Source organism: Aquitalea aquatica, from assembly GCF_013911085.1.
GTDB classification, from domain to species: domain Bacteria; phylum Pseudomonadota; class Gammaproteobacteria; order Burkholderiales; family Chromobacteriaceae; genus Aquitalea; species Aquitalea aquatica.
Window position 1 is genome coordinate 135886 of record NZ_JACERN010000006.1, and the last position, 20620, is coordinate 156505.

At 63.4% G+C, this 20620-nt stretch carries 17 protein-coding genes; 13 read left to right on the forward strand and 4 right to left on the reverse strand.

The window, feature by feature from the left end:
• Positions 1 to 29 precede the first annotated feature (29 nt).
• Positions 30 to 2183 (reverse strand): TonB-dependent siderophore receptor, encoded by a 2154-nt coding sequence (locus H2Z84_RS02435; protein WP_181834568.1) that lies wholly within the window; start codon positions 2181 to 2183, stop codon positions 30 to 32.
• Positions 2184 to 2590: 407 nt separating this feature from the next.
• Between H2Z84_RS02435 and H2Z84_RS02440 the strand changes: the two genes are divergently transcribed.
• From H2Z84_RS02440 to H2Z84_RS02485, 10 genes are all read left to right on the forward strand, one after another.
• A complete protein-coding gene (locus H2Z84_RS02440; protein ID WP_181834569.1) occupies positions 2591 to 3910 on the forward strand; it encodes a lysine N(6)-hydroxylase/L-ornithine N(5)-oxygenase family protein in 1320 nt (439 codons plus the stop codon).
• On the forward strand, positions 3907 to 5085 hold the full coding sequence (locus H2Z84_RS02445) for an MFS transporter (protein ID WP_181834570.1): 1179 nt from the start codon (positions 3907 to 3909) through the stop codon (positions 5083 to 5085). The genes H2Z84_RS02440 and H2Z84_RS02445 overlap by 4 nt, the downstream gene beginning before the upstream one ends.
• Positions 5082 to 5678: a GNAT family N-acetyltransferase gene (locus H2Z84_RS02450; RefSeq protein ID WP_181834571.1), complete on the forward strand. Its 597-nt coding sequence runs from the start codon at positions 5082 to 5084 to the stop codon at positions 5676 to 5678. The genes H2Z84_RS02445 and H2Z84_RS02450 overlap by 4 nt, the downstream gene beginning before the upstream one ends.
• Before the next feature lie 59 nt (positions 5679 to 5737).
• Entirely contained in the window at positions 5738 to 7546 is a 1809-nt protein-coding gene (locus H2Z84_RS02455) for an IucA/IucC family protein (protein ID WP_181834572.1), read from the forward strand.
• Positions 7536 to 8318: a siderophore ferric iron reductase gene (locus H2Z84_RS02460; protein ID WP_181834573.1), complete on the forward strand. Its 783-nt coding sequence runs from the start codon at positions 7536 to 7538 to the stop codon at positions 8316 to 8318. Before H2Z84_RS02455 ends, H2Z84_RS02460 begins: the two co-directional genes overlap by 11 nt.
• Entirely contained in the window at positions 8302 to 9069 is a 768-nt protein-coding gene (locus H2Z84_RS02465; protein WP_181834574.1) for an ABC transporter ATP-binding protein, read from the forward strand. The genes H2Z84_RS02460 and H2Z84_RS02465 overlap by 17 nt, the downstream gene beginning before the upstream one ends.
• A gap of 1 nt (position 9070) precedes the next feature.
• The gene (gene fhuB / locus H2Z84_RS02470; RefSeq protein ID WP_181834575.1) at positions 9071 to 11098 is read left to right on the forward strand and encodes a Fe(3+)-hydroxamate ABC transporter permease FhuB; all 2028 of its coding nucleotides are present in this window, start codon (positions 9071 to 9073) and stop codon (positions 11096 to 11098) included.
• Positions 11095 to 12042, forward strand: coding sequence for an ABC transporter substrate-binding protein (locus tag H2Z84_RS02475; protein WP_181834576.1), 948 nt, complete (start codon positions 11095 to 11097; stop codon positions 12040 to 12042). Before fhuB ends, H2Z84_RS02475 begins: the two co-directional genes overlap by 4 nt.
• Positions 12043 to 12601: 559 nt before the next feature.
• Positions 12602 to 14002 (forward strand): GABA permease, encoded by a 1401-nt coding sequence (gene gabP, locus H2Z84_RS02480; RefSeq protein WP_181834577.1) that lies wholly within the window; start codon positions 12602 to 12604, stop codon positions 14000 to 14002.
• Between the two features lie 393 nt (positions 14003 to 14395).
• Positions 14396 to 15061, forward strand: a complete 666-nt coding sequence (locus tag H2Z84_RS02485; protein ID WP_181834578.1) for a YiaD family glycine zipper/OmpA-like lipoprotein — start codon at positions 14396 to 14398, stop codon at positions 15059 to 15061.
• 74 nt (positions 15062 to 15135) lie between these two features.
• Here the strand turns inward: H2Z84_RS02485 and H2Z84_RS02490 are convergent, their stop codons facing one another.
• On the reverse strand, positions 15136 to 16056 hold the full coding sequence (locus H2Z84_RS02490; RefSeq protein ID WP_181834579.1) for a LysR family transcriptional regulator: 921 nt from the start codon (positions 16054 to 16056) through the stop codon (positions 15136 to 15138).
• Between the two features lie 286 nt (positions 16057 to 16342).
• On the opposite strand from H2Z84_RS02490, the gene H2Z84_RS02495 reads away from it, so the two are divergent.
• Genes H2Z84_RS02495 through H2Z84_RS02505 form a run of 3 tightly spaced genes read left to right on the forward strand, consistent with a single transcriptional unit; the run spans position 16343 to position 19671 of the window.
• A complete protein-coding gene (locus tag H2Z84_RS02495; protein WP_181834580.1) occupies positions 16343 to 17746 on the forward strand; it encodes an NAD(P)/FAD-dependent oxidoreductase in 1404 nt (467 codons plus the stop codon).
• Between the two features lie 39 nt (positions 17747 to 17785).
• On the forward strand, positions 17786 to 18139 hold the full coding sequence (locus H2Z84_RS02500) for a cupin domain-containing protein (protein WP_181834581.1): 354 nt from the start codon (positions 17786 to 17788) through the stop codon (positions 18137 to 18139).
• Between the two features lie 50 nt (positions 18140 to 18189).
• Positions 18190 to 19671, forward strand: coding sequence for an aldehyde dehydrogenase family protein (locus tag H2Z84_RS02505; protein ID WP_181834582.1), 1482 nt, complete (start codon positions 18190 to 18192; stop codon positions 19669 to 19671).
• Between the two features lie 61 nt (positions 19672 to 19732).
• Here the strand turns inward: H2Z84_RS02505 and H2Z84_RS02510 are convergent, their stop codons facing one another.
• Together H2Z84_RS02510 and H2Z84_RS02515 are read right to left on the reverse strand one after the other, a co-directional pair.
• Positions 19733 to 20239, reverse strand: a complete 507-nt coding sequence (locus H2Z84_RS02510) for a VOC family protein (RefSeq protein WP_181834583.1) — start codon at positions 20237 to 20239, stop codon at positions 19733 to 19735.
• A 27-nt stretch (positions 20240 to 20266) separates the two neighbouring features.
• Positions 20267 to 20611, reverse strand: a complete 345-nt coding sequence (locus H2Z84_RS02515) for a DUF3088 family protein (protein WP_181834584.1) — start codon at positions 20609 to 20611, stop codon at positions 20267 to 20269.
• Positions 20612 to 20620 lie beyond the last annotated feature (9 nt).

Sequence of the window (20620 nt, forward strand, 5' to 3'; positions counted from 1 at the left end):
ATGTCAGGCGTTTTTTTTGCCGGGCTGGTTTACCACTGGTAGCTGAGGGTGGCGCTGATATTGCGCTTCTCGCCGTAGTAGCAGGCATAGCTGCTGTAGCACGAGGCAATGTAAGTCTTGTTGCTGAGGTTGTTGGCGTTGATCTGCAGCGTGCTGCCTTTCAGCGACGGACTGAACTGCCCCAGTTGCAGACGCAGGCGCAGGTCGTACAGGGTGACACCCGGAATGGTCAGGGTATTGGCGCTGTCAGCCCACATCCACGAGGTACGGCGTACCCCGCCACCCAGATTGATGCCGCTGTCAAAGGCGTAATCCAGCCAGGCAGTCGCCTTGTGGGCCGGGGCCAGATAGGGCGTCTTGCCCTGGTTGCTGCCCTCGGTGACCTGCATGTCGGTATAGGTGTAGCTGGCCAGCAGCGACAGCTGCTTGCTCAGCTTGGCATTGGCTTCCAGTTCCACACCGCGCGAGCGCACCTTGCCGATGGGGTCGTAGCTGAAGCTGATGGCGTTGTACTGGGCCACATTGCTTTGCTGCAGCTCATACACCGCGGCGGACAGCTGGATATCGCTGGTGGGCTGGTAGCGCAGGCCGGCTTCGCTCTGTTTGCTCTGCATCGGCTTGAGCACATTGCCATGGCTGTCGGTGGCATAAGCCTGGCTGGGGTCGAAGCCCTCGCTATAGCTCAGGTAGGGAGCCAGGCCGTTTTCTGCCTCATACACCAGACCCAGCCGGCCGGTGGTCTTGCCACCTTCCCAGCTGGTGCGGCTGCCGGTACCGGTATTGGTTTCCGATACCTTGGCCTGGTCGTGGCGCAGGCCGGCGGTCAGTTTCCAGTTGCCCAGCGCCATCTGGTCCTGCAGGTAGACGCCGGTCTGGTCGCGCTTGCGGTCGAAGTATTTGTAAGACAGCGGATGGCTGCTGTCGTCGTACACGGTGTTGAAGGGATTGATGGTGGTGCCGGTGTAGGTATAGGAGTTGTCGCCCTTGTTGCGGCTGGTCTGGTAGTCCAGCCCGGCCAGCACGGTGTGCTTCATCCCCAGTGCATTGAAGCGGGCTTCCAGGCTGTTGTCGATGATGTGGGCGGTGGAGCGCTCGTTGGAGCGGGCATAGGTGCGGTTGAGTAGGTCCGAGCTGTCGGATACCCAGCCGACATCGGAATACTGGCTCAGGTCGGTCTTGCTCAGTTGCAGGCGGTATTGCTGGCGGAAGGTCAGCGCGTCGTTGAAGCGGTGTTCCAGCTGATAGCCATAGTATTGCTGCTCGCGGCTCATGCCGTCGCCACTGGAGCCTTCGTTGAAGTCGGGGGAGATGGTCTTGCCATTATGCGGGACCACGGTGCCGTAATAGGGCAGGGTGCCGTGGTAGCCGGTGCTGGGGTCTTTCTGCAAATAGGCCTGCAGCAGCAGATTGGTGCTGTCGCTGATTTTCCAGTTGAGCGAAGGGGCCAGCACATAGCGCTCGGTACTGGCACCGTTTTGTTGCTGGTCGGCGGCGCTGCCCTTGGCCACCAGGCGGTAGGACAGGTCGTCGCGGCCGGCCACGGCACCGCCAAAATCCAGCCCCAGACTGCGTTGCTGGCGGTTGCCCACGGTCAGTGACAGCTCGTGGTAGTCCTCTTGCAAGGGGCGCTTGCTGGTGATGGCCACCACGCCACCGGGCGAGGCCTGGCCATAGCTGGCCGAGGCCGGCCCGCGTATCACGTCCAGCCTTTCCACCGCATAGGGGTCGATCTGCAGGGTGTTGTAGCCGTCCGGATCACCAAACAGCCGCAGGCCATCGAGGAATTCATTGGCGGTGGGATGGTCGCTGAAGCCGCGCAGCACGATGTAGTCGTAGCGGGTGGTGGAGCCCACCGCACCGCTGAACACCCCCGGCGTGTAGTTGAGCGCTTCGCTGATGGTGCGCGGTTTCTGGTCTTCGATCTGCTGGCGGGTGACGACCGAGACAGCTTGCGGAATCTGCGCCAGCGGGGTGTCGGTCTTGCTGGCGCTCTTGCTGCTGCCCACCTGGTAGCCCTGGGTGGGGGCCAGTGCATCGGGGCGCTGTTCTGCGCTAACCGTTACCGTTTCCAGTGTGCTGCTGTCGGCGGCATAAGCCTGCTGTACGGCCAGTGCCAGTGTGGCCACGCACAGGGTTCTCCCCAGTTGGCGGCCTGCTTGCTGGCGTCTGTTGCTGCTTGTCATCACGCATCGTCCTTGAGTTCTTGCTTGCCGCGCCCGGCCCCTGCCGGGCTTGTGTCATGGCGGCATCGGCCATGCCTCGTGCTTGGGCAGGATGGCAGGCTGATGCAATAATGCTATTGATAATCGTTATCATTCGCAATATTATTGTGAAAATTCTGATTCGGGAGTGGGATTCATGAGCAAGCAACAGCGAGTCGTCAGCCATATCGCGGGTGGTCTGTCCTGTAGCGGCGCAACGGGCCGGTGTTGCCCGCTGCGCCAGCCCTGACCGGCACACGGCCTGCACGCGCTGCGGCCGTGGCCGGCCTCCCACCCGCTGGCCTGACCAGCACACGGAGAGCGACCCGAATGAAACTGACTTTTGTCCTGCAAGCAGCAAGTGACGCCACGCAGCGGAGGATGGCGCGATGAACGGCAAGATTCACGATTTCGTGGCCATTGGTATAGGCCCCTTCAATCTGGGCCTGGCCTGCCTGACCCAGCCGCTGGAAGGGCTGGACGGTGTATTCCTGGATCAGGCAACGGGTTTTGACTGGCACCCGGGCATGTTGCTGGAAAACGCCACCCTGCAAACGCCCTTCCTGGCGGATCTGGTGACGCTGGCCGACCCCACCAGCCGTTTCAGTTTTCTCAACTACCTGAAAAGCAGCGGGCGGATTTACGCTTTTTACATCCGCGAAGATTTCTTCATGCTGCGCCAGGAATACAACCAGTACTGCCAGTGGGTATGCGCCCAGCTGGACAGCCTGCGCTGGCAGCGCCAGGTAGAGCGGGTGGAGTACGACGAAATCAACAGCCTCTACCAGGTGTATTGCCAGAATCTGGCCAGCGGCGAGCTGGAGCTGTACCGCGCCCGCCATCTGGTGCTGGGCACTGGCACCGTGCCGCTGTGGCCGGAGTGCTGCCAGTCGGTAGCGCGGCAGGCCAGCCATTCGGCTAGCTATCTGGCCGACAAGGCGGCGCTGCAGCGCCAGCCATCCATCACCATTGTCGGCAGCGGCCAGAGCGCGGCAGAGATTTACTACGACCTGCTGCAGGACATCGACCGCTACGGCTACCAGCTGAACTGGCTGACCCGTTCGCCGCGTTTCTTCCCGCTGGAATACACCAAGCTGACGCTGGAGCTGACCTCGCCGGAGTATGTGGATTACTTCCACCGGCTGTCGCTGCCGCAGCGCGACCAGCTGTTGCAACAGCAAAAAGGCCTGTTCAAGGGCATCAATGCCAGCCTGATCAACGACATCCACGAACTCTTGTACCGCAAGCACCTGAACGGCACACCGGCCACCATATTGCTGGCCAATACCGCGCTCAGCGACTGCCGCTATGACAAGGCGCAAGGGCATTTCCAGCTGGAACTGCAGCAATTGGAGCAGCAAAAGCGCTTCAGTCTGCAAACAGCCGGGCTGGTGCTGGCGACCGGCTATGGCTACCGCCAGCCGGCCTTCCTTGCGCCGATTGCCGGCCGTATCCGCCGTGACGAACGTGGCCGTTTTGCCGTGGCACGCGATTACAGCATCGATGCCGAGCATCGCCTGTTCGTGCAAAACGCCGAGCTGCACACCCACGGCCTGTCGTCGCCGGATCTGGGCATGGCCTGCTATCGCAATGCGCGGCTGATTCGCAGCATCAGCGGGGTGGAGCATTACCCGGTGGAGCAGCGTATTGCCTTCCAGCAATTCACCGCACCGGACAGCCTGCCTGATCCGGAAAGACTCAGCGCATGAGGCGGGCCTTGCTGACGCTCAGCACGCTGGCGGTGGTGGGCGATGCGGTACTGCTGCCGTTTTACCCGCAGTACTTCGCCAGCCGCTTCGGCGTGGAAGATGCCCGGCTGGTGGGCAACTATCTGGCCGCGCTATGCCTGGTGGTGATGCTGGCGCTGCCGCTGTGGGCGCGGCTGGCGCGGCGGGTGGAGTTGCTGCGGCTGCTGCCCTTCACCCAGCTGGCGGCAGCGCTGCTGTGTGTTGCCTGCTATGCCGCCGACAGCATGATGCTGTTCTGGCTGGCTTCGCTGGCCATGGTGGGCTGCAAATCCAGCTATCTGCTGATCTACCCGCGGCTGATGAGCCAGGCCGCACCGCAGGAGCATGCCGGGCTGATCGGCCTGCTGTCGGTCATCGTCCACTTTGGTGGCATCGCCGGGGCTTTGCTGGGCGGGGTATTGCTGGGCCTGTTGCCAGCCCACCATGCCTTCTTGCTGATGGCACTGGCTGATCTGGCGCAGATGGGTTTGTGCCTGTGGCTGCTGCGCGTACCGCTACCGGCCTTGCCGCAGGCTGCTGCACCGGCTAGCAGCGCGGGCGAACACCCGCCGCAAGCGGCTGGCGGCTTGTGGCGGCTGGGTTTGCTGATGCTGCTGTTTTACTGCAGCGCCTATCTGGTGCGTGGCTTCTTTGCCCTGTACTGGCAGCAGCAAAGCGGGCTGGACAACAGCACGCTGGCGGCGGCGGTGTTTGCCTTGCCAGCGCTGCTGGCCTTGCTGGGCCTGTGGCACAACCAGCGCCGGCAGCGGCGCGCTCAGCCACCGGCTGGCAGTACCAGCAGCCTGCTGCTGCTGGGGGTGGGCGGCTTGCTGCTGCAGGCGCTGCCGCAGCTGCCACTGCTGTTGCTGGGGCGCTGCCTGTTCGGCTGGGCCTTGTTCCAGCTGACGGTGCGGCTGGATTTGCAGCTATTCCGCCTGAGTACCCCGCTGCATTACGCCCGTGATTACAGCCGCATCAATCTGTGCCAGAACCTGGGCGTGCTGCTGTCGTCCAGTGCGGCCGGTGCGCTGGTGGCCAGTTACGGCCTGGCCGCGCCCTTTGTGGTGGCGGCGCTGGGGCTGCTGCTGTGCCTGCTGGCCTATCCACTGTTATTGCCCGGCGTGCGGCCACCACTTTCCCAAGGAGTTTGCTCATGAGCACGCTTGACCTTGCTCCGCTGTTTTCCCATCAGCTTGCCGGCATGGGCGAGTTCAGCCTTTATCCGCTGCGGGTGCCGCAGGACATGCCGCTGCTGCACGACTGGGTTGGCCGCGATTACGCCCGTTACTGGGGCATGCAGCAGTGCGATCTGGCTGCGGTCACCGCCGCCTATGCCCAATTGCAGGACAGCGGCCATGCCCAGGCACTGCTAGGCCATCTGGACGGTGTGCCGGCCTTCCTGATCGAGCGTTACGACCCGGCGCACGACGTGCTGGGCCAGCACTACCCGGTGCAGCCGGGCGATATCGGTATGCATCTGCTGCTGGCTCCACCTTTGCAGCCGCGCAGCGGTTTCAGCCGGGCGGTGATGCTGACCGTGCTGGCTGCGCTGTTTGCCGACCCGGCCGTGGCGCGGGTGGTGGTGGAGCCGGATGTGCGCAATGACAAGATCCACCGCCTCAACCGCTATGCCGGCTTCGTCTATCAGGGCGAGATCCAGCTGCCGCACAAGCGCGCTGTCCTGGCTTTTTGCAGCCGGGCGCAGTTTGCAGCGGCCTGCGCGACCGCCCAGCCCGCTTGTGCAGTCTGATCTCCGATTTTTCCGGCCGCCGCACCTGCGGGCTGCGCGGTCGTCACGCAAGGAACACCATGCAAACGCCTAGCCATCAACACCCGCAACAACTGGTTCAACATCTGCAGCCGGCCATCTGGGCCAAGGTTAACCGCCTGCTGCTGCGCAAGGCTATTGCCGAGTTCTCCCACGAGCTGTTGCTGGCGCCACAATTGCAACAGCAGCAGGGCGACTGGGGCGAATACCGCCTGCCCATTCCGGATGGCAGCGGGGAATACACCTTCCGCGCCCGTGTACTGGCGCTGGAGCACTGGCTGATCGATGCCGCTTCGCTCAGCCGCAGCCTGCACGGTGCGCCGGCTGCGCTGGACGCCCTGGCCTTCATCATCGAATTCAAGGCAGTGCTGGGCATTGGCGACGACATGATGCCGGTGTACCTGGAAGAGATCAGCAGCACCCTGTATGGCAGTGCCTACAAGCATGCCCGTGGCGGGCTGAGTGCCGAGGAGCTGACCCGTGCCGATTTCCAGTCGGTGGAAACCTCGATGATGGAAGGGCATCCGGGCTTTGTCGCCAATAACGGCCGTATCGGCTTCGATGCGGTGGATTACCTGCGCCATGCGCCGGAAGCTGCGGCACCGCAGCGCCTGATCTGGCTGGCGGTGCACAAGTCGCGTGCCACCTTCTCGTGCGCGGCCGATCTGGACTACCAGCGCCTGTTGCAAGAAGAGCTGGGCAGTGAGGCGCTGGCCGGTTTTGCCCGCCAGCTGGCCGCGCAGCAACTGGAGATGGACGACTACCTACTGATGCCGGCCCACCCCTGGCAGTGGTTCAACAAGCTGGCCATTTCCTTTGCCCCGGAAGTGGCACAGCGCCATATCGTCTGCCTGGGTTATGGCGAGGATGCCTATCTGGCGCAGCAGTCCATCCGCACCTTCTACAACATCAGCCAGCCGCAGCGCCGCTATGTGAAAACTGCGCTGTCCATTCTCAATATGGGCTTCATGCGCGGGCTGTCGCCGTATTACATGCTGGCCACCCCGGCCATCAACGACTGGATCCGCCAACTGGTGGACAGCGATGCCTACCTGCATCAGCAGGGCTTTGCCATCCTGCGGGAAGTGGCTTCCATCGGTTTTCGCAATCCCTATTTCGATGGCGGCATCAGCAAGGATTCGCCGTACAAGAAGATGTTGTCGGCGCTGTGGCGCGAAAGCCCGGCCTCGCTGCTGGGACCGGGCAAACGGCTGATGACCATGGCCGCGCTATTGCACATCGATGCTGCCGGAGAGTCCTTGCTGGCGGCGCTGATCCACAGTTCCGGGCTGGATGCGCGCAGCTGGGTGGCGCGCTATCTGCAAGCCTATCTGGCGCCGCTGCTGCACTGCTTCTATGCCCACGAGCTGGTGTTCATGCCGCATGGGGAAAACCTCATCCTGCAGCTGGAAAACAATATCCCGCAGCGCGCCATCATGAAGGACATTGCCGAAGAAGCCGCCATCCTGAATCCGGATGCCGCCCTGCCGCCTGCCGTGGCACGGCTGGCGGTGAAGGTGCCGGAGGAGATGAAGCTGCTGGCGCTGTTTACCGATGTGTTCGACGGCTTCTTCCGTTACCTGGCAGCCATTCTGGATGAACACTGCGACTTGCCAGAGCAGGCGTTCTGGCAAGAGGTGGCCCAGTGCGTGCGTGATTACCAGGCGCAATTCCCGCAGCTGGCCGAGCGCTTTGCCCGCTACGACCTGTTCGTGCCGGAGTTTGCCCGCTCATGCCTGAATCGCCTGCAGTTGGGCAATAACCAGCAGATGCTGGATCTGGCCAATCCGGCCGGCAATCTGAAGTTTGCCGGCACCCTGCGCAATCCACTGGCCGGCCATGCCGTTTGACGCCACAGCCGCAGGCGAGGGCAGTGCGCTGGGCCGCTTGCTACAGCAGCTGGCCCAGGCGCTGCCCGGTCTGGATGGCCGCATAGGCGAGGCCGCCGCCGCCGAGTTTGCCCTGGCGGCGGCCGGCTCGGCCATTGGCCAGTTGCTGCAGCATTTGCGCAGCCGGCATCCGGAGGCTGGCCCGCATTACTGGGGCTGCCGTAGCTGGGGCCTGCTGCTGTGGCAGCCGGCTTACGCCACGGTGCTGGCGGTGGAGCTGGCGGGAGCTCTACCGGATTGGAGCTCCATGCAGCAATGCCTGCTGCCCGGCATGGTGGCCGGTTTTTCCCTGCCGGCGCAGCCGCTGCGCCATGGGTCGGCCGCCAGTCTGCGCCAGCCGGCGGCAGCGCAGCTGGCCGCCATCGCCGCCACCGTGTTGCCGCAACTGGTCGCGCAGCAGCCCTTGCATGCCAAGCTGGCCCGCCGGCTGCTGGCCGATTGCGTGGTAGCGGCCCTGCTGCTGCTGCAGCGGCTGCAGCCGGCGCGCGACAACGCGGCCATCGAACAATTGACCGGGCAATGGCTGAGCGCACTGGGCTTGCCGCAGGCCAGCGGTGTGTGGCCGGTAACGCTGGAAAACGGCGGCGAGCGGCTGGCACTGGCACGGCGTGCCTGCTGCCAGCATTTCCGCCGCTGTGATGGTGCGCTGTGCAGCACCTGCCCGAAATTGCAAGTAACAGCGCGTGTGGCGCTGCTGAGAGAGGAGTGGGCGCAGCATGCTGACCCTGCGTGATATCCGTGTGGAGCGGCAAGGCCGTAGCGTATTGCAACTGCCGGCCTTGCAGCTGGATGGCCGGGCTTTCACCGTCATCCTGGGGCATAACGGCTCCGGCAAATCCACCTTGATGAATCTGCTGGCGCGCCAGTTGCAGCCCGATCAGGGACAGTTGCAACTGGATGGCCAGCCGCTGAACCGGCTGTCGGCGCGGCAGTTTGCCCGTGCCGTGGCTTACCTGCCGCAGCGCCTGCCCGAGGTAGCCGGCCTGACCGTGGCCGAGCTGGTGGGGCTGGGGCGCTATCCCTGGCAGGGCGCTTTTGGCCGCTGGAGCGCAGCAGACAGCGCCATCGTGGCCGAGGCCATGCGCGCTGCCGACGTGACGCAGCATGCCGCACACGAGGCCGAGCTATTGTCTGGCGGCGAGCGCCAGCGCGCCTGGATCGCCATGCTGCTGGCGCAGCAGTCGCCGCTATTGTTGCTGGACGAACCGACTTCGGCGCTGGACCTGGCACACCAATACCAGCTGATGGGCCTGCTGCGGCAGCTTAACCGCGACAGCGGCCGTGGCGTGGTGGTGGTGCTGCACGACATCAATCTGGCGGCACGCCATGCCGACCGCATCGTGGCCCTGCAGCAAGGACGGCTGTATTTCGATGGCTCGCCGCTGGAGTTGTTGCACTCGCCGCGTCTCTCGGGGCTGTACGGGGTGGATATCCAGTTGCTGCCGCAAGCCGGCCAGCCCTGTCCGGTCGCGGTGGTGGCCTGAGATGCAAGCAGTCATCACCTTGTTATTACCTGCTACCTGGCGTGGCTGGCGCTATCCGCTGGGGCTGTGCGGCCTGCTGGGCTTGTTGTCCTTACACCTGTGGCTGGATGGCGGGCTGCTCCCGGCCGCACAATGGGCGCAGTTGTGGCAGGCACCGGTCGATTTCAGCGGCCTGCAATTCCACTATGCGGCCTTGCCGCGTGCGGCAATGGCCCTGCTGGTGGGGGCTGCACTGGGTTTGTCCGGCAGCGTGCTGCAGCAGCTGACCGGCAACCGGCTGGTGTCGCCGATGACGCTGGGCCTGTCCGCCGGGGCATGGCTGGGCGTGGTGCTGGCCAGCATCTGTCTGCCCGGCGTGCTGGCACTGCACCCGGCCTGGCCGGCGCTGGGCGGGGCGATGCTGGCGCTGGGGCTGGTCTTGCTGCTGGCCGGGCCACAGGGGCTGAACGGCTTGCCGCTGGTGCTGGGCGGCATGGCGGTCAACCTGCTGCTGGGGGCAGTGGCGACGGCGTTAGTGCTGCTGCACGACCAGTACGCGCGCAATCTGTTTGTCTGGGGTGCTGGCGATCTGGCACAGATCGACTGGCAATGGACGCTGTGGCTGCTGCCCCGGCTGAGCCCGGCCCTGCTGTTGCTATGGCTGGCTCCGCGCCCGCTGTCGCTGCTGGTGCTGGGGCTGGCCGCTGCGCGTGGCCGTGGTGTCGCCATCAGCACCATTCTGTTATTGCTGCTGGCAGCGTTGTGGCTGAGTGCGGTGTCGGTGGCGGCGGTGGGGCTGATCGGCTTCATCGGCCTGGTGGCACCCAATCTGGCCAGCCTGCTCGGTGCACGGCAGCCACGGGCGCAGCTGGCTGCCAGCGCCTTGCTGGGGGCGCTGTGTCTGCTGGGTAGCGACTGTCTGGCGCTGGCCTTCAGCCAGTGGGCGGGCGACAGCCTGCCCAGCGGTGCGGTGACCGCCTTGCTGGGCGCACCGGCCTTGCTGTGGCTGGCGCGGCGCAATCTGCGCCCGGCGCAGCAGGCGGCTGCACCACCCAGCGTGGTGGCTGGCCAGCGACGCTGGGGCAGGGGAGGCTGGCTGCTGGCGGTTTCCCTGTTAATGCTGCTGACCCTGCTGAGTGTTTGCCTGTCGCCGATGCCTGATGGCGGGCAACTGCGCTGGGTGCTGGGCTGGCCGGAAGCGCTGCTCTGGTCCTTGCGCTGGCCGCGCAGCCTGGTGGCGTTGAGCGCGGGTGCCGGGCTGGCCATGGCCGGGGTGCTGCTGCAACGGCTATTGCGCAATCCGCTGGCCAGCCCTGATCTGCTGGGCCTGTCGGCTGGCGGCAGCCTGGCCTTGTTGCTGGCAGCCAGCTGGCTGGGGCAGCCTCTGCTGCAGGGCGGGCCGCTGCTGGTACTGGCCGGCACCCTGCTGGTGTTGGGGCTGCTGTTGTGGCTGGGGCGCAGGCAAGGCTACGCCCCCGGCATGATGGCGCTGAGCGGCATTGCCCTGGCGGCCTTGCTGGATGCGCTGCTGCAGGCGGTGCTGGCCAAGGGGACGGCGGACAGCTTTGCCGTGCTGGGCTGGCTGGCTGGTTCCAGTTACCGGGTCAGTGGCGCACAGGCGCTGTGGCTGAGCCTGGCGGTGCTGGTGCTGGGCATGCTGGCGCTGGCGGCGCAAAGGGTGCTGGCCTTGCTGTCCACCGGCGATGGCGTGGCGCAGGGGCGCGGTCTGGTGCTGGAACGGGCGCGACTGGGCTTGCTGCTGCTGGTGGCCTTGCTGACGGCGGTGGTGACGGCAGTGCTGGGGCCGGTGGCCTTTCTGGGCTTGCTGGCTCCGCATATTGCAGCGCTGCTGGGCGCACGCCGGCCGGTGGCGCAATTGCTCTTGGCGGCCTTGCTGGGCGCGGCGCTGCTGTTGCTGGCCGACTGGCTGGGGCGGGTGCTGATCTATCCACGGCAGTTGCCGCTGGGCATGCTGGCCTCGGTGTTGTGCGGGGCCTATTTCATCGTGCTGCTGTGCTGGCAACGACTGAGTCGTGGAGGTGGGCGATGAGCTTGCGCGTACTGCTTTGTTGTCTTGCTGTCTGGCTGGCCGGCAGCCTGCTGCCGGCCATGGCGGGGGGAATGGATGAACTGGAACAGGCCAGCCGCCAGCCGGTGGGCTCGCCGCCACAGCGCATTGTTGCCCTGAGCTGGGAGGCGGCGGAAAACCTGCTGGAACTGGGCGTTACCCCGCTGGCGGTGGCAGATGCCGATGACTACCGGCAGTGGGTGGTACGCCCACGCCTGCCGGCGCAGGTGCCGTCGGCCGGTAGCCGGCTGGAGCCCAATCTGGAGCTGCTGGCCAGCCTCAAGCCGCAGCTGATCATCATCAGCCCCACCTTGCTGTCCATGCGCAGCAGCCTGCAGCGCATTGCCCCGGTGTTGAATATCGATGCCTATCAGCCGGGGCAGGATCATGCGCAGGCGGCCGAGCGCATCCTGCTGCAACTGGGGCGTTTACTGGGACGCGAGCAGCAGGCGCAGCAGCGGCTACAGCAGCTGGAGCAAGGCTTTGCCGGCCTGCGCCGCCAATTGCAGGCACGTGGTATTGCCAATTGGCCTACGGTGCAGGTTATTCGCTTTGCCAACCCGTCCATGGTGTATGTCTACGGCAGCAATGCCATGCCGGTGCTGGCCTTGCGCCGGTTGGGCCTGCGCAGCACGACACAGCCGGCCCCCTCGGTATGGGGTGTCAGTCAGCAGCGGGTGGGCCAGCTGGTGGCATTGCAGCAGGACATCGTGCTGTATCAGCAGCCTTTTGCCGCCGCGCCACAGCTGTTTGCCAGCCCCTTGTGGCAGGGCCTGCCCTTTGTGCGGCAGCAGCGCTTTGCCGCAGTGGCACCCGCCTGGAGCTACGGTGGCGTGGCTTCGCTGTTCTATCTGGCGCAGGGCATGACCACCGCCCTGTTACAGCTGCCGTTGGCGTCGCTGTGCAGCCGGTCGTCGCTGCATTAGCGCGGCTGGCTGCGGCATGCCATCCGTCGTGGGTGCAGTCTGACACTGCATCAAGTTGGAAAAAGCGTATTCCAGTGCTTTTTTCTGCTTGATATGGTGTTTTTTCCTGTTTTTCACCCGTTGTGCATTTTTCCTGCCAAAGCCATTTTTTTCAATGACTTGTCTGCATCTTTTCCGCCATCTGGCACGCTGATTTGCTGTTTAAAATATTATTCATTGTGGTGTTTTGTTAAACGCATGATTAGAATTGTTGCGCCTGCAAGTCTTGGAAAGTTCATTCTATACAATGATTTGACTGCTTTGAATATTGTAGTCAATGACTTGCTGTTTAAAAAAATGCCATTTTTTTACTGAATGGCAGCATAAACAGTTGCCACAGCAGACCGCTGTCGCAGCATTGCGCACCGACCCGCCTGGGCGGTGTCCGATGCCGGGGCTGGCCGTGGCTCCGTAGGCCGCAGGCAAGCAGTAATGTGGGTCACTTTCACCGCTACAAAAACAAAAAATGTTATTGCCGGAGGACCTGCCCACGCGGGCCGCCGGTTTGGGAGAATCTTTCATGAGTGCTTCATCTCAAGGTTTGAGCCACGGGCTCAAGCAACGTCACGTCACCATGTTGTCCATTGCCGGTGTGATCGGTGCCGGCCTGTTCGTCGGCTCCGGCCACGCCATTGCCGAGGCCGGCCCTGCCGTGCTGATCGCCTATGCCATGGCCGGCTTGCTGGTGGTACTGGTCATGCGCATGCTGGGTGAAATGGCGGTAGCTGCGCCGGATACCGGCTCGTTTTCCACCTATGCCGACCGTGCCATCGGCCACTGGGCCGGCTACATCATCGGCTGGCTGTACTGGTGGTTCTGGGTATTGGTGATTCCGCTGGAAGCCAATGCGGCCGCCACCATCCTGCATGCCTGGTTTGCCGGCGTGCCGATGTGGGCCTTTGCCCTGGGTATTACCACCTTGCTGACCATCACCAACCTGTTCAGCGTGAAGAACTACGGTGAGTTCGAGTTCTGGTTCGCGCTGGTGAAGGTGGTGGCGATTGTTGCCTTCCTGGCGGTGGCCGGTGCGGCCATGCTGGGCCTGATTCCGGGCAGCCAGGTCAGTGGCACCGCACGGCTGTTTGATCACGGCGGCTTCATGCCCAATGGCTTCGGTGCGGTGCTGGGTGCCATGCTGACCACCATGTTCACCTTCCTGGGTACAGAGATCGTCACCATTGCGGCGGCCGAATCGGACAACCCGCAGCAGCAGATCACCAAGGCCACCAATTCGGTGGTATGGCGGATCAGCCTGTTCTATCTGGGTTCCATCTTTGTGGTGACTGCGCTGGTGGCGTGGAACGATCCGCAACTGGCGGCCCTGGGCTCCTACCAGCGCACCTTGCAGCTGATCGGTATTCCCAATGCCAAGGCCATCGTTGATGTGGTGGTGCTGGTGTCGGTAGCCAGCTGCCTTAACTCCGCGCTGTATACCGCCTCGCGCATGTTGTATTCGCTGTCCACCCGTGGCGATGCCATCCGGATGTTTGGTGAAACCGCCAGCAACGGTACCCCGCAAAAAGCGGTGCTCGGTTCCATGGTGGTGGGCTTCATCACCGTGATTGCCAACTACCTGGTACCCAAGGAAGTGTTCGACATCCTGCTGGCCACTTCCGGCACCATCGCCCTGCTGGTGTATCTGGTGATTGCCATTTCCCAGCTGCGCATGCGCCAGCGCCTGGAGGCCAATGGCGAAACGCCGGCCTTCCGCATGTGGATGTTCCCGGTACTCACCTGGATTGTCATCGTCTTCATCTGCGCCGTGGTACTGCTGATGGCCATTCGTCCCGAGCACCAGATCGAAGTGATCAGCACCGGTGCGCTGGCCGTGGCATTGCTGGCGGTGGGCTGGGTTCGCTCCCGTCTGTACGGCACGCCGTGGATGGAGTCACGCCCAGCCAAGGTAGCCACGCAGTCCTGAGCGCTGGCTCATCTGGCTTTTCTTTTCCTGACGACCCTTAGCATCACTTCCGCCCCCGCAAGGGGGCTTTTTTTTGTCGTCGTCGGCTCCTGTCAGGCTGTACTTTCCCTTACACAAGGCACACGATTGCTTACACACGGTGGCTGACAGGCAGACTAGAATGTAAACAGTTGCTTGTTGTTATTTAAAATAATGGCCACCGCGCAAGCCCGGCGACTGAACTTGAGCCGCTTGCCTCTGCCATATGCTGTGCTTGTAGCGCCTTATTGCAAGGGCCGGTCCGGCCTGCGGCGCTGCCTAACCATGAAGGCCGCCATCGTGCGCCGCTTGCGGTCTGCACGGACGGTATCTGTATCGGGCATGCAGCATGCATCCCGTAACGAGGAGTCTACGATGAAAAAACAAGTCACTTCCCTGTTGGTCATTACCATGGCGGTGGCCAGCCTGAGCGGCTGCGCCAATATGAATGATACCCAGCGCACCACCGGTACCGGGGCTGCAGTTGGCGCTGGCGTGGGTGCGGTGCTGGGTGCACTGACTGCTGGCGGCCATACCGGCCGCAGCGCGGCCACCGGTGCGGCGGTAGGCGCGGCGCTGGGCGCGGGTGGTGGTTACCTGTGGTCGCAGCACATGCAAAAACAGAAAGAGGCCATGGAGCAGGCTTCGCAGGGCACCGGCGTCAGCGTGAGCCAGACTGCCGACAACCAGCTCAAGCTGAATATCCCCAGCGATGTGTCTTTTGATTCCGGCCGCTACGACATCAAGCCCAACCTGCGCCCGGTACTGGATCGCTTTGCCACCACCTTGCAGCAGAATCCGGTGACAACCGTGCGCATTGTTGGCCATACCGACAATACCGGTAGCGATGCCATCAATAATCCGCTGTCGGTGAACCGTGCCAAGGCTACCCGTGACTACCTGGTCAACCGTGGTGTATCGGGTAACCGTATCGCCATCGATGGCATGGGCTCACGCCAGCCGGTGGCTGACAACAGCACGGTGGCCGGCCGTGCCACCAACCGCCGCGTGGAAATCTTTGTCGGCGAAGCCGGTAAATAAGCCGTCAGGTTTGCTGTCGAGCTTAGCCAAAGCACCCGCAAGGGTGCTTTTTTGCGTTCAGGGCCGGGTGGAGTTCATGCCTTGCGGCTGTCTTCCAGCGCCTGCAGGAAACATTCCAGCACCAGGTTGGGGCGGCGGCCCTTGCGCATGGCCACATTGAGCGGAATGTCGTAGCAGAAGCGGGCTGGGTGCAGGGGGCGCATTACCCCTTGTGCCACCCAGCCAGCGGCAAAGTGGTCGGGCAGAAAACCGATATAGCCGCCGGTGAGAATCAGGAAGGCAATGCCTTCGCGGTCGGACGCGGTGGCACTGCAATTGAGTGCGTGATGGCGCTCCATGGCCTCGGCGGTCAGGCGGTAATTGGGGGCCACCGCCTCGGTACGGCACAGTTCATCTTCACTGATGTCGGTGTCGGCACGGGTAAAGAAGGGGTGCTCGCGGCTGCAGTACAGCAAGGAATGCTCTTCATATAACTGGATGTAATCCAGCCCGGACAGCGGGTTGATCAGCGGCACCACGCCAACATGCAGATGGCCGTCCTGCACCCCCAGTTCGATTTCGCTGGGGGTGGTCATGGAGATATTGATGCGCACCCCCGGCCCGCGTGCGCTCAGCGATTTCAGCGCCCGCGTCAGGTGCATGTGCGACTGGGTGACCAGATTATTGATGATGCCGATGTTCAGCTCGCCCCGTAGCTGATGGTGCAGCTGGTTGACCTCGGTGCGGAATTCCTCGATGGCCGCCAGCATGGTCTGGCTGGCGTGCAGCACCGCGCGCCCCTCGTCGGTGAGCGCAAAACCGGCGCGGCCACGCTGACACAGGCAGATGCCCAGCCGCTTTTCCAGGTCCCCCATATGCAGGCTGATGGCCGAGCGGCTGATGCCCAGCACGCTTTCTGCTGCGGAAAAACTGCCGCATTCCACGACGGTCTTGAACAGGCGCAGCAGGCGGATATCAAAATCGCTGACTTGGCTTAAGGGGGTTTTTTTGCTCATCAGGTGAGTAAAACTAAAACTGAAGTTAAGAAATTATGGATTTATCTCAACATATCACCTGATACAAGCTATGCCAAGCCGCAAACTGGCCACAGTCCGGACCATTATCCGGGCCTGCCACGCCAGGCGTGCGGCGGCGGCGCAGCGTAGCAGGCTACACTGGTCTGGCGCCGTACCGGCAAGGCCAGCAAACATTCGCCAGCGCTGGCAAGCTGCCCTGTGTCTGCCGCCGGTCGTTGTGCCCAATCTCAAACAGCGTGCAATGTGCACAAGGAATGACAGCTTTATGCCGCAAATCGTTTTCGAACGTCAGGCTCCCGCAAGCGCGCTGATCCACAGCGCATTGGCCGATAGCGTCAACCGCCCGTTCTGGGGTGACGACGTGGCCGCCCGCCGCCGCGCTTTTCCCCAGTTCCAGGGCCGCGCCGACACTGCGCTGGCCATTGTCGGCGGTGGTTTTCTCGGACTGTGGACCGCCATTCTGGCCAAGGAGCGCGACCCGGCGCGCAGCGTGGTACTGCTGGAAGCACAGCGGGTGGGCTGGGCCGCTTCCGGCCGTAACGGCGGCTTTTGCGAAGCCAGCCTCACGCACGGCGAAGAAAACGGTCACAAGCGCTGGCCAGAGGAAATGACCGAGCTGGAAGCATTGGGCCTGCGCAATCTGGACGAAATCGAAGCCACCATCCAGCGTTATGGCATCGACTGTGATTTCGAGCGCACCGGCGTGCTGGTGGTGGCGGTGGAGCCCTATCAGGACGAGCAACTGCGCGGCGAAGGCTATATGAGCGCGGCGGAAATCCGCGCCGAACTGAATTCACCTACCTTCCTGTCCGGCTTCTGGGAAAAAGACAGCACGGCGATGATCCACCCCGGCAAGCTGGTGCTGGAGCTGGCACGGGTAGCCAGTGAGCTGGGGGTGCAGATTTATGAACAATCGGCGGTGACCAGGCTGCAGAGCAGCGGCCGCCAGGTGACGCTGCATACCGCGCAGGGCCAGCTGAACGCAGCACGGGTGGCGCTGGCTACCAATGCCTTCCCCTCGCTGCTCAAGCGTTATAGCTGGCACACCATCCCGGTATACGACTACGTGCTGATGACCGAGCCGCTGACGCCAGAACAACTGGCCTCCATCGGCTGGCAGCATCGTCAGGGCATTGCCGACATGGCCAACCAGTTTCACTACTACCGCATTACCCGCGACAACCGCATCCTGTTTGGCGGCTACGACGCGGTGTACAACTTTGGTGGCAAGGTGAGCGATCAGCATGACGACCGCCCCGAATCGTTCGAACGGCTGGCCAGCCATTTCTTCACCACCTTCCCGCAACTGGCTGGGCTGCGTTTCAGCCATCGCTGGGGTGGTGCCATCGATACCTCTACCCGTTTTTGTGCCTTTTTCGCGCTGGCGCGTGGCGGCAAGGTGGCTTATGCCGCCGGCTTTACCGGCCTGGGTGTCGGCGCCACCCGCTTTGCCGGTAATGTGCTGCTGGACAAGCTGGACGGGCTGGATACCGAACGCACCCGGCTGCGCATGGTGCGCGAGATCCCGCCGCCTTTCCCGCCGGAGCCGCTGGCTTATGTGGCGGTACAGGCCACGCGCTGGTCGCTGAACCGCGCCGACCACAACCACGGCAAGCGCAACCTGATGCTGCGCACCATGGATGCGCTGGGTCTGGGCTTCGACTCCTGAATCTGTTCGCCCCTTTTTTGAGAATCCAAGGAACCGACCATGTCCAATCCCTTTGCCCTGCTGGCCAATCACTGCGTGGACGCCACGCGCGTTGCACTGGAATACCGCGATGTCCCGGCTGCTCAGCTGATTGCCGGCCCGGCCCGTGTCGGCACGGCGGAACTGGGCAGCCTGCATGGCTGCAGCATAGGCGTGTGGGAAATGTCGCCCAGCGTCACCACTGACGTTGAGGTGGACGAATTTTTCGTGGTGCTGGCTGGCAGTGCCACGGTGAGCTTTGCCGATGGCAGCCCGGCCTTGCAGCTGCAGGCCGGCAGCGTCGGCCACCTGGCAGCGGGTACGGCCACCACCTGGACCGTCACCGACACGCTGCGCAAGATCTATATCGCCTGAGCACTCCGCCACGGAGACTGGGCGACCATAACAAGCAGGAGGAGGGAAGCATGGAAGTGCGCAACAACTATATCAACGGCCAGTGGCAGGCTTCGGTCAGCGGTGCCACCCGCGAAGTGATCAACCCGTCCAATGGCGAAGTGATTGCCCTGGTCACCGACAGCGTGGCCGAGGACAGCAAGCAGGCGATTGCCGCCGCCAAGGCGGCGTTTTACCAGAGCGGCGCATGGCGACGCATGGCTGGCCCCAAGCGCGCCGACCTGCTGTTGCGTATTGCCGATGCCATTGCCGCCCGCGCCGACGAACTGGCCGTCATGGACACGCTGGACAATGGCAAGCCGCTGCGCGAAGCGCGCTGCGATGTGGATGATGCCGCTGCCTGCTTCCGTTACTACGCCGGCCTGATCACCAAGCCGCAGGGCGGGGTGTACGAGGTGAGTGACGGCTTCGGCCCCATGCATGCCTATTCCATGCACGAACCGGTCGGCGTGTGCGCGCTGATCACGCCGTGGAACTACCCGCTGCTGATGGCAGCGTGGAAGCTGGCCCCGGCACTGGCGGCTGGTAATGCCGTGGTGTTCAAGCCCAGCGAGGTGACCCCGCTGTCGGCGGTGGCCCTGTTTGAGATTTTCCATCAGGTGGGCCTGCCGGCCGGCACCGCCAACCTGGTGCTGGGCAGCGGCCCGGCCGCCGGACAGGAGCTGGCCGCCAGCCACGATGTGGACATGATCACCTTTACCGGCAGCACCCGCACCGGCCAGACCATTGCCGCCGCCGCAGTGGGTAATCTGAAAAAAGTGGGGCTGGAGCTGGGTGGCAAGTCGCCCAATGTGATTTTTGCCGATGCCGATCTGGAAGGTGCGGTGGAATGGGCGATGATCGGCGTGTTCTTCAACCAGGGCGAAGTGTGCTCGGCCGGTTCACGCATCCTGATCGAAGAGAGCATCAAGGACCGTTTTGTCGCTCGTCTCGCCGAGCGCGCCCGCGCCATGAGCATCGGCCCCGGCATGAAAGACCCGGACATGGGTGCCATCGTGTCGGCAGCCCAGCTGGAAAAGGTGCTGGGCCATATCGAACGCGCCAAACAGCAAGGCGCCACGCTGGTGTGTGGCGGTGTGCGCCATACCGCGGGCGAATGCGCCAAGGGCTATTTTGTGCAGCCCACCATCTTCGACAATTGCACCCGCGACATGGACATCGTGCGTGAAGAGGTATTCGGCCCGGTGGTGGCGATCCAGACCTTCACCAGCGAAGCCGAAGCGATTGCCATGGCCAATGACACCCCTTATGGCCTGGCCGGCGGTGTATTCACTACCGATGGTGCGCGTGCGCTGCGGGTGGTGAAGGAAATCCGTGCCGGCGTCACCTGGATCAACTGCTACAACCCCACCTTCAACGAAGCGCCGTGGGGCGGCTACAAGATGAGCGGTTATGGCCGTGACCTGGGGGTGAACGGCCTGCTGGAATACCAGCAGGTGAAGCAGGTGAATATCAATCTGCAGCCGGGGCCGGTGGGCTGGTATCAGCGCTAAGCGCAGGCAGGATGGATAGGCCAGGGGGTGGCGAGCATGGCTCGACCACCCCCGCTGTGTTTTAAAGCTTGCCGAAGCGTGCCAGTTCGCGTTCCCACAGCAAGGGGTCGCTACGGCTTTGGCGGTCTTCATCCTGCAAGGCTTCCTGCGGGACAAACCAGGTGACTTCGAACAGCAGGCCATCCGGGTCATGGCCGTACACGCTCTTGTGCACGCCGTGATCCTCTTCCAGACCCAGGCGGCCCAGCGCCTGCAACTGGTCACGGATGCGCTTGAGCTCTTGCAGGGTATCTACTTCCCAGGCCAGGTGATAAAGACCGGCGGGCGGTTCGCTGGCGGCCGGCACCTCGCCGCGCGGGCTGAATACCCCGGCCCGTTGCTGCCCCAGATTGCGGGCAAACAGTGCCAGATCATGATCGTTGTCTGAGTCGGCGGCCTGGGTAAACACCGCCCGGTCCGGCTGGCTGCCTGCCTTGGGACGGAAGCCCAGAACATCCTGGTAAAAGCGTGTGCTGCGCGGCACATCGCTGACATAGAGTACGGCGTGGTTCAGGCGTTTGATTCCCATGATGCGCTTTCGCTAAGGGTGAACGGTTCAGAGATGATAGGCCGCATGCTGCTCGGCCAGATAGGCGGCGATCTGCCGGGCATCCTGCAGGAAATAGCGGCCCTGATGCTGAGCCGCCTGCGGTGGCACCGGGCTGTCGGCAGCCAGTAGCAGCAGTGGCAGGGCCTGGTTGTCTGCGCCAACTAGCTCGATCACCGGCTGGCGCGGGCGTGGAAACGGTAGTCGACGTATTTCAATGCGCTCGGCCAGTGCCGGTTGCACCGCCAGCAGGCCTTCCAGCAGCGTGCTGTGCGGGCAGACAAAGCCTTGTGCGGCAGGGTGGTCGGGGCGGCTGAAACCGGGTTCCAGCAGCAATAACAGGTCACGGCTCATCAGGCATCC

Bases quoted from the DNA above. Each gene is read 5' to 3' on its own strand.
- H2Z84_RS02435 (WP_181834568.1), bottom strand. From the start codon at position 2,183: ATGACAAGCAGCAACAGACGCCAGCAAGCAGGCCGCCAACTGGGGAGA.
- H2Z84_RS02505 (WP_181834582.1), top strand. From the start codon at position 18,190: ATGGAAGTGCGCAACAACTATATCAACGGCCAGTGGCAGGCTTCGGTC.
- H2Z84_RS02450 (WP_181834571.1), top strand. From the start codon at position 5,082: ATGAGCACGCTTGACCTTGCTCCGCTGTTTTCCCATCAGCTTGCCGGC.
- H2Z84_RS02445 (WP_181834570.1), top strand. From the start codon at position 3,907: ATGAGGCGGGCCTTGCTGACGCTCAGCACGCTGGCGGTGGTGGGCGAT.
- H2Z84_RS02440 (WP_181834569.1), top strand. From the start codon at position 2,591: ATGAACGGCAAGATTCACGATTTCGTGGCCATTGGTATAGGCCCCTTC.
- H2Z84_RS02485 (WP_181834578.1), top strand. From the start codon at position 14,396: ATGAAAAAACAAGTCACTTCCCTGTTGGTCATTACCATGGCGGTGGCC.
- H2Z84_RS02515 (WP_181834584.1), bottom strand. From the start codon at position 20,611: ATGAGCCGTGACCTGTTATTGCTGCTGGAACCCGGTTTCAGCCGCCCC.
- H2Z84_RS02475 (WP_181834576.1), top strand. From the start codon at position 11,095: ATGAGCTTGCGCGTACTGCTTTGTTGTCTTGCTGTCTGGCTGGCCGGC.
- H2Z84_RS02500 (WP_181834581.1), top strand. From the start codon at position 17,786: ATGTCCAATCCCTTTGCCCTGCTGGCCAATCACTGCGTGGACGCCACG.
- H2Z84_RS02510 (WP_181834583.1), bottom strand. From the start codon at position 20,239: ATGGGAATCAAACGCCTGAACCACGCCGTACTCTATGTCAGCGATGTG.
- gabP (WP_181834577.1), top strand. From the start codon at position 12,602: ATGAGTGCTTCATCTCAAGGTTTGAGCCACGGGCTCAAGCAACGTCAC.
- H2Z84_RS02465 (WP_181834574.1), top strand. From the start codon at position 8,302: ATGCTGACCCTGCGTGATATCCGTGTGGAGCGGCAAGGCCGTAGCGTA.
- fhuB (WP_181834575.1), top strand. From the start codon at position 9,071: ATGCAAGCAGTCATCACCTTGTTATTACCTGCTACCTGGCGTGGCTGG.
- H2Z84_RS02495 (WP_181834580.1), top strand. From the start codon at position 16,343: ATGCCGCAAATCGTTTTCGAACGTCAGGCTCCCGCAAGCGCGCTGATC.
- H2Z84_RS02460 (WP_181834573.1), top strand. From the start codon at position 7,536: ATGCCGTTTGACGCCACAGCCGCAGGCGAGGGCAGTGCGCTGGGCCGC.
- H2Z84_RS02490 (WP_181834579.1), bottom strand. From the start codon at position 16,056: ATGAGCAAAAAAACCCCCTTAAGCCAAGTCAGCGATTTTGATATCCGC.
- H2Z84_RS02455 (WP_181834572.1), top strand. From the start codon at position 5,738: ATGCAAACGCCTAGCCATCAACACCCGCAACAACTGGTTCAACATCTG.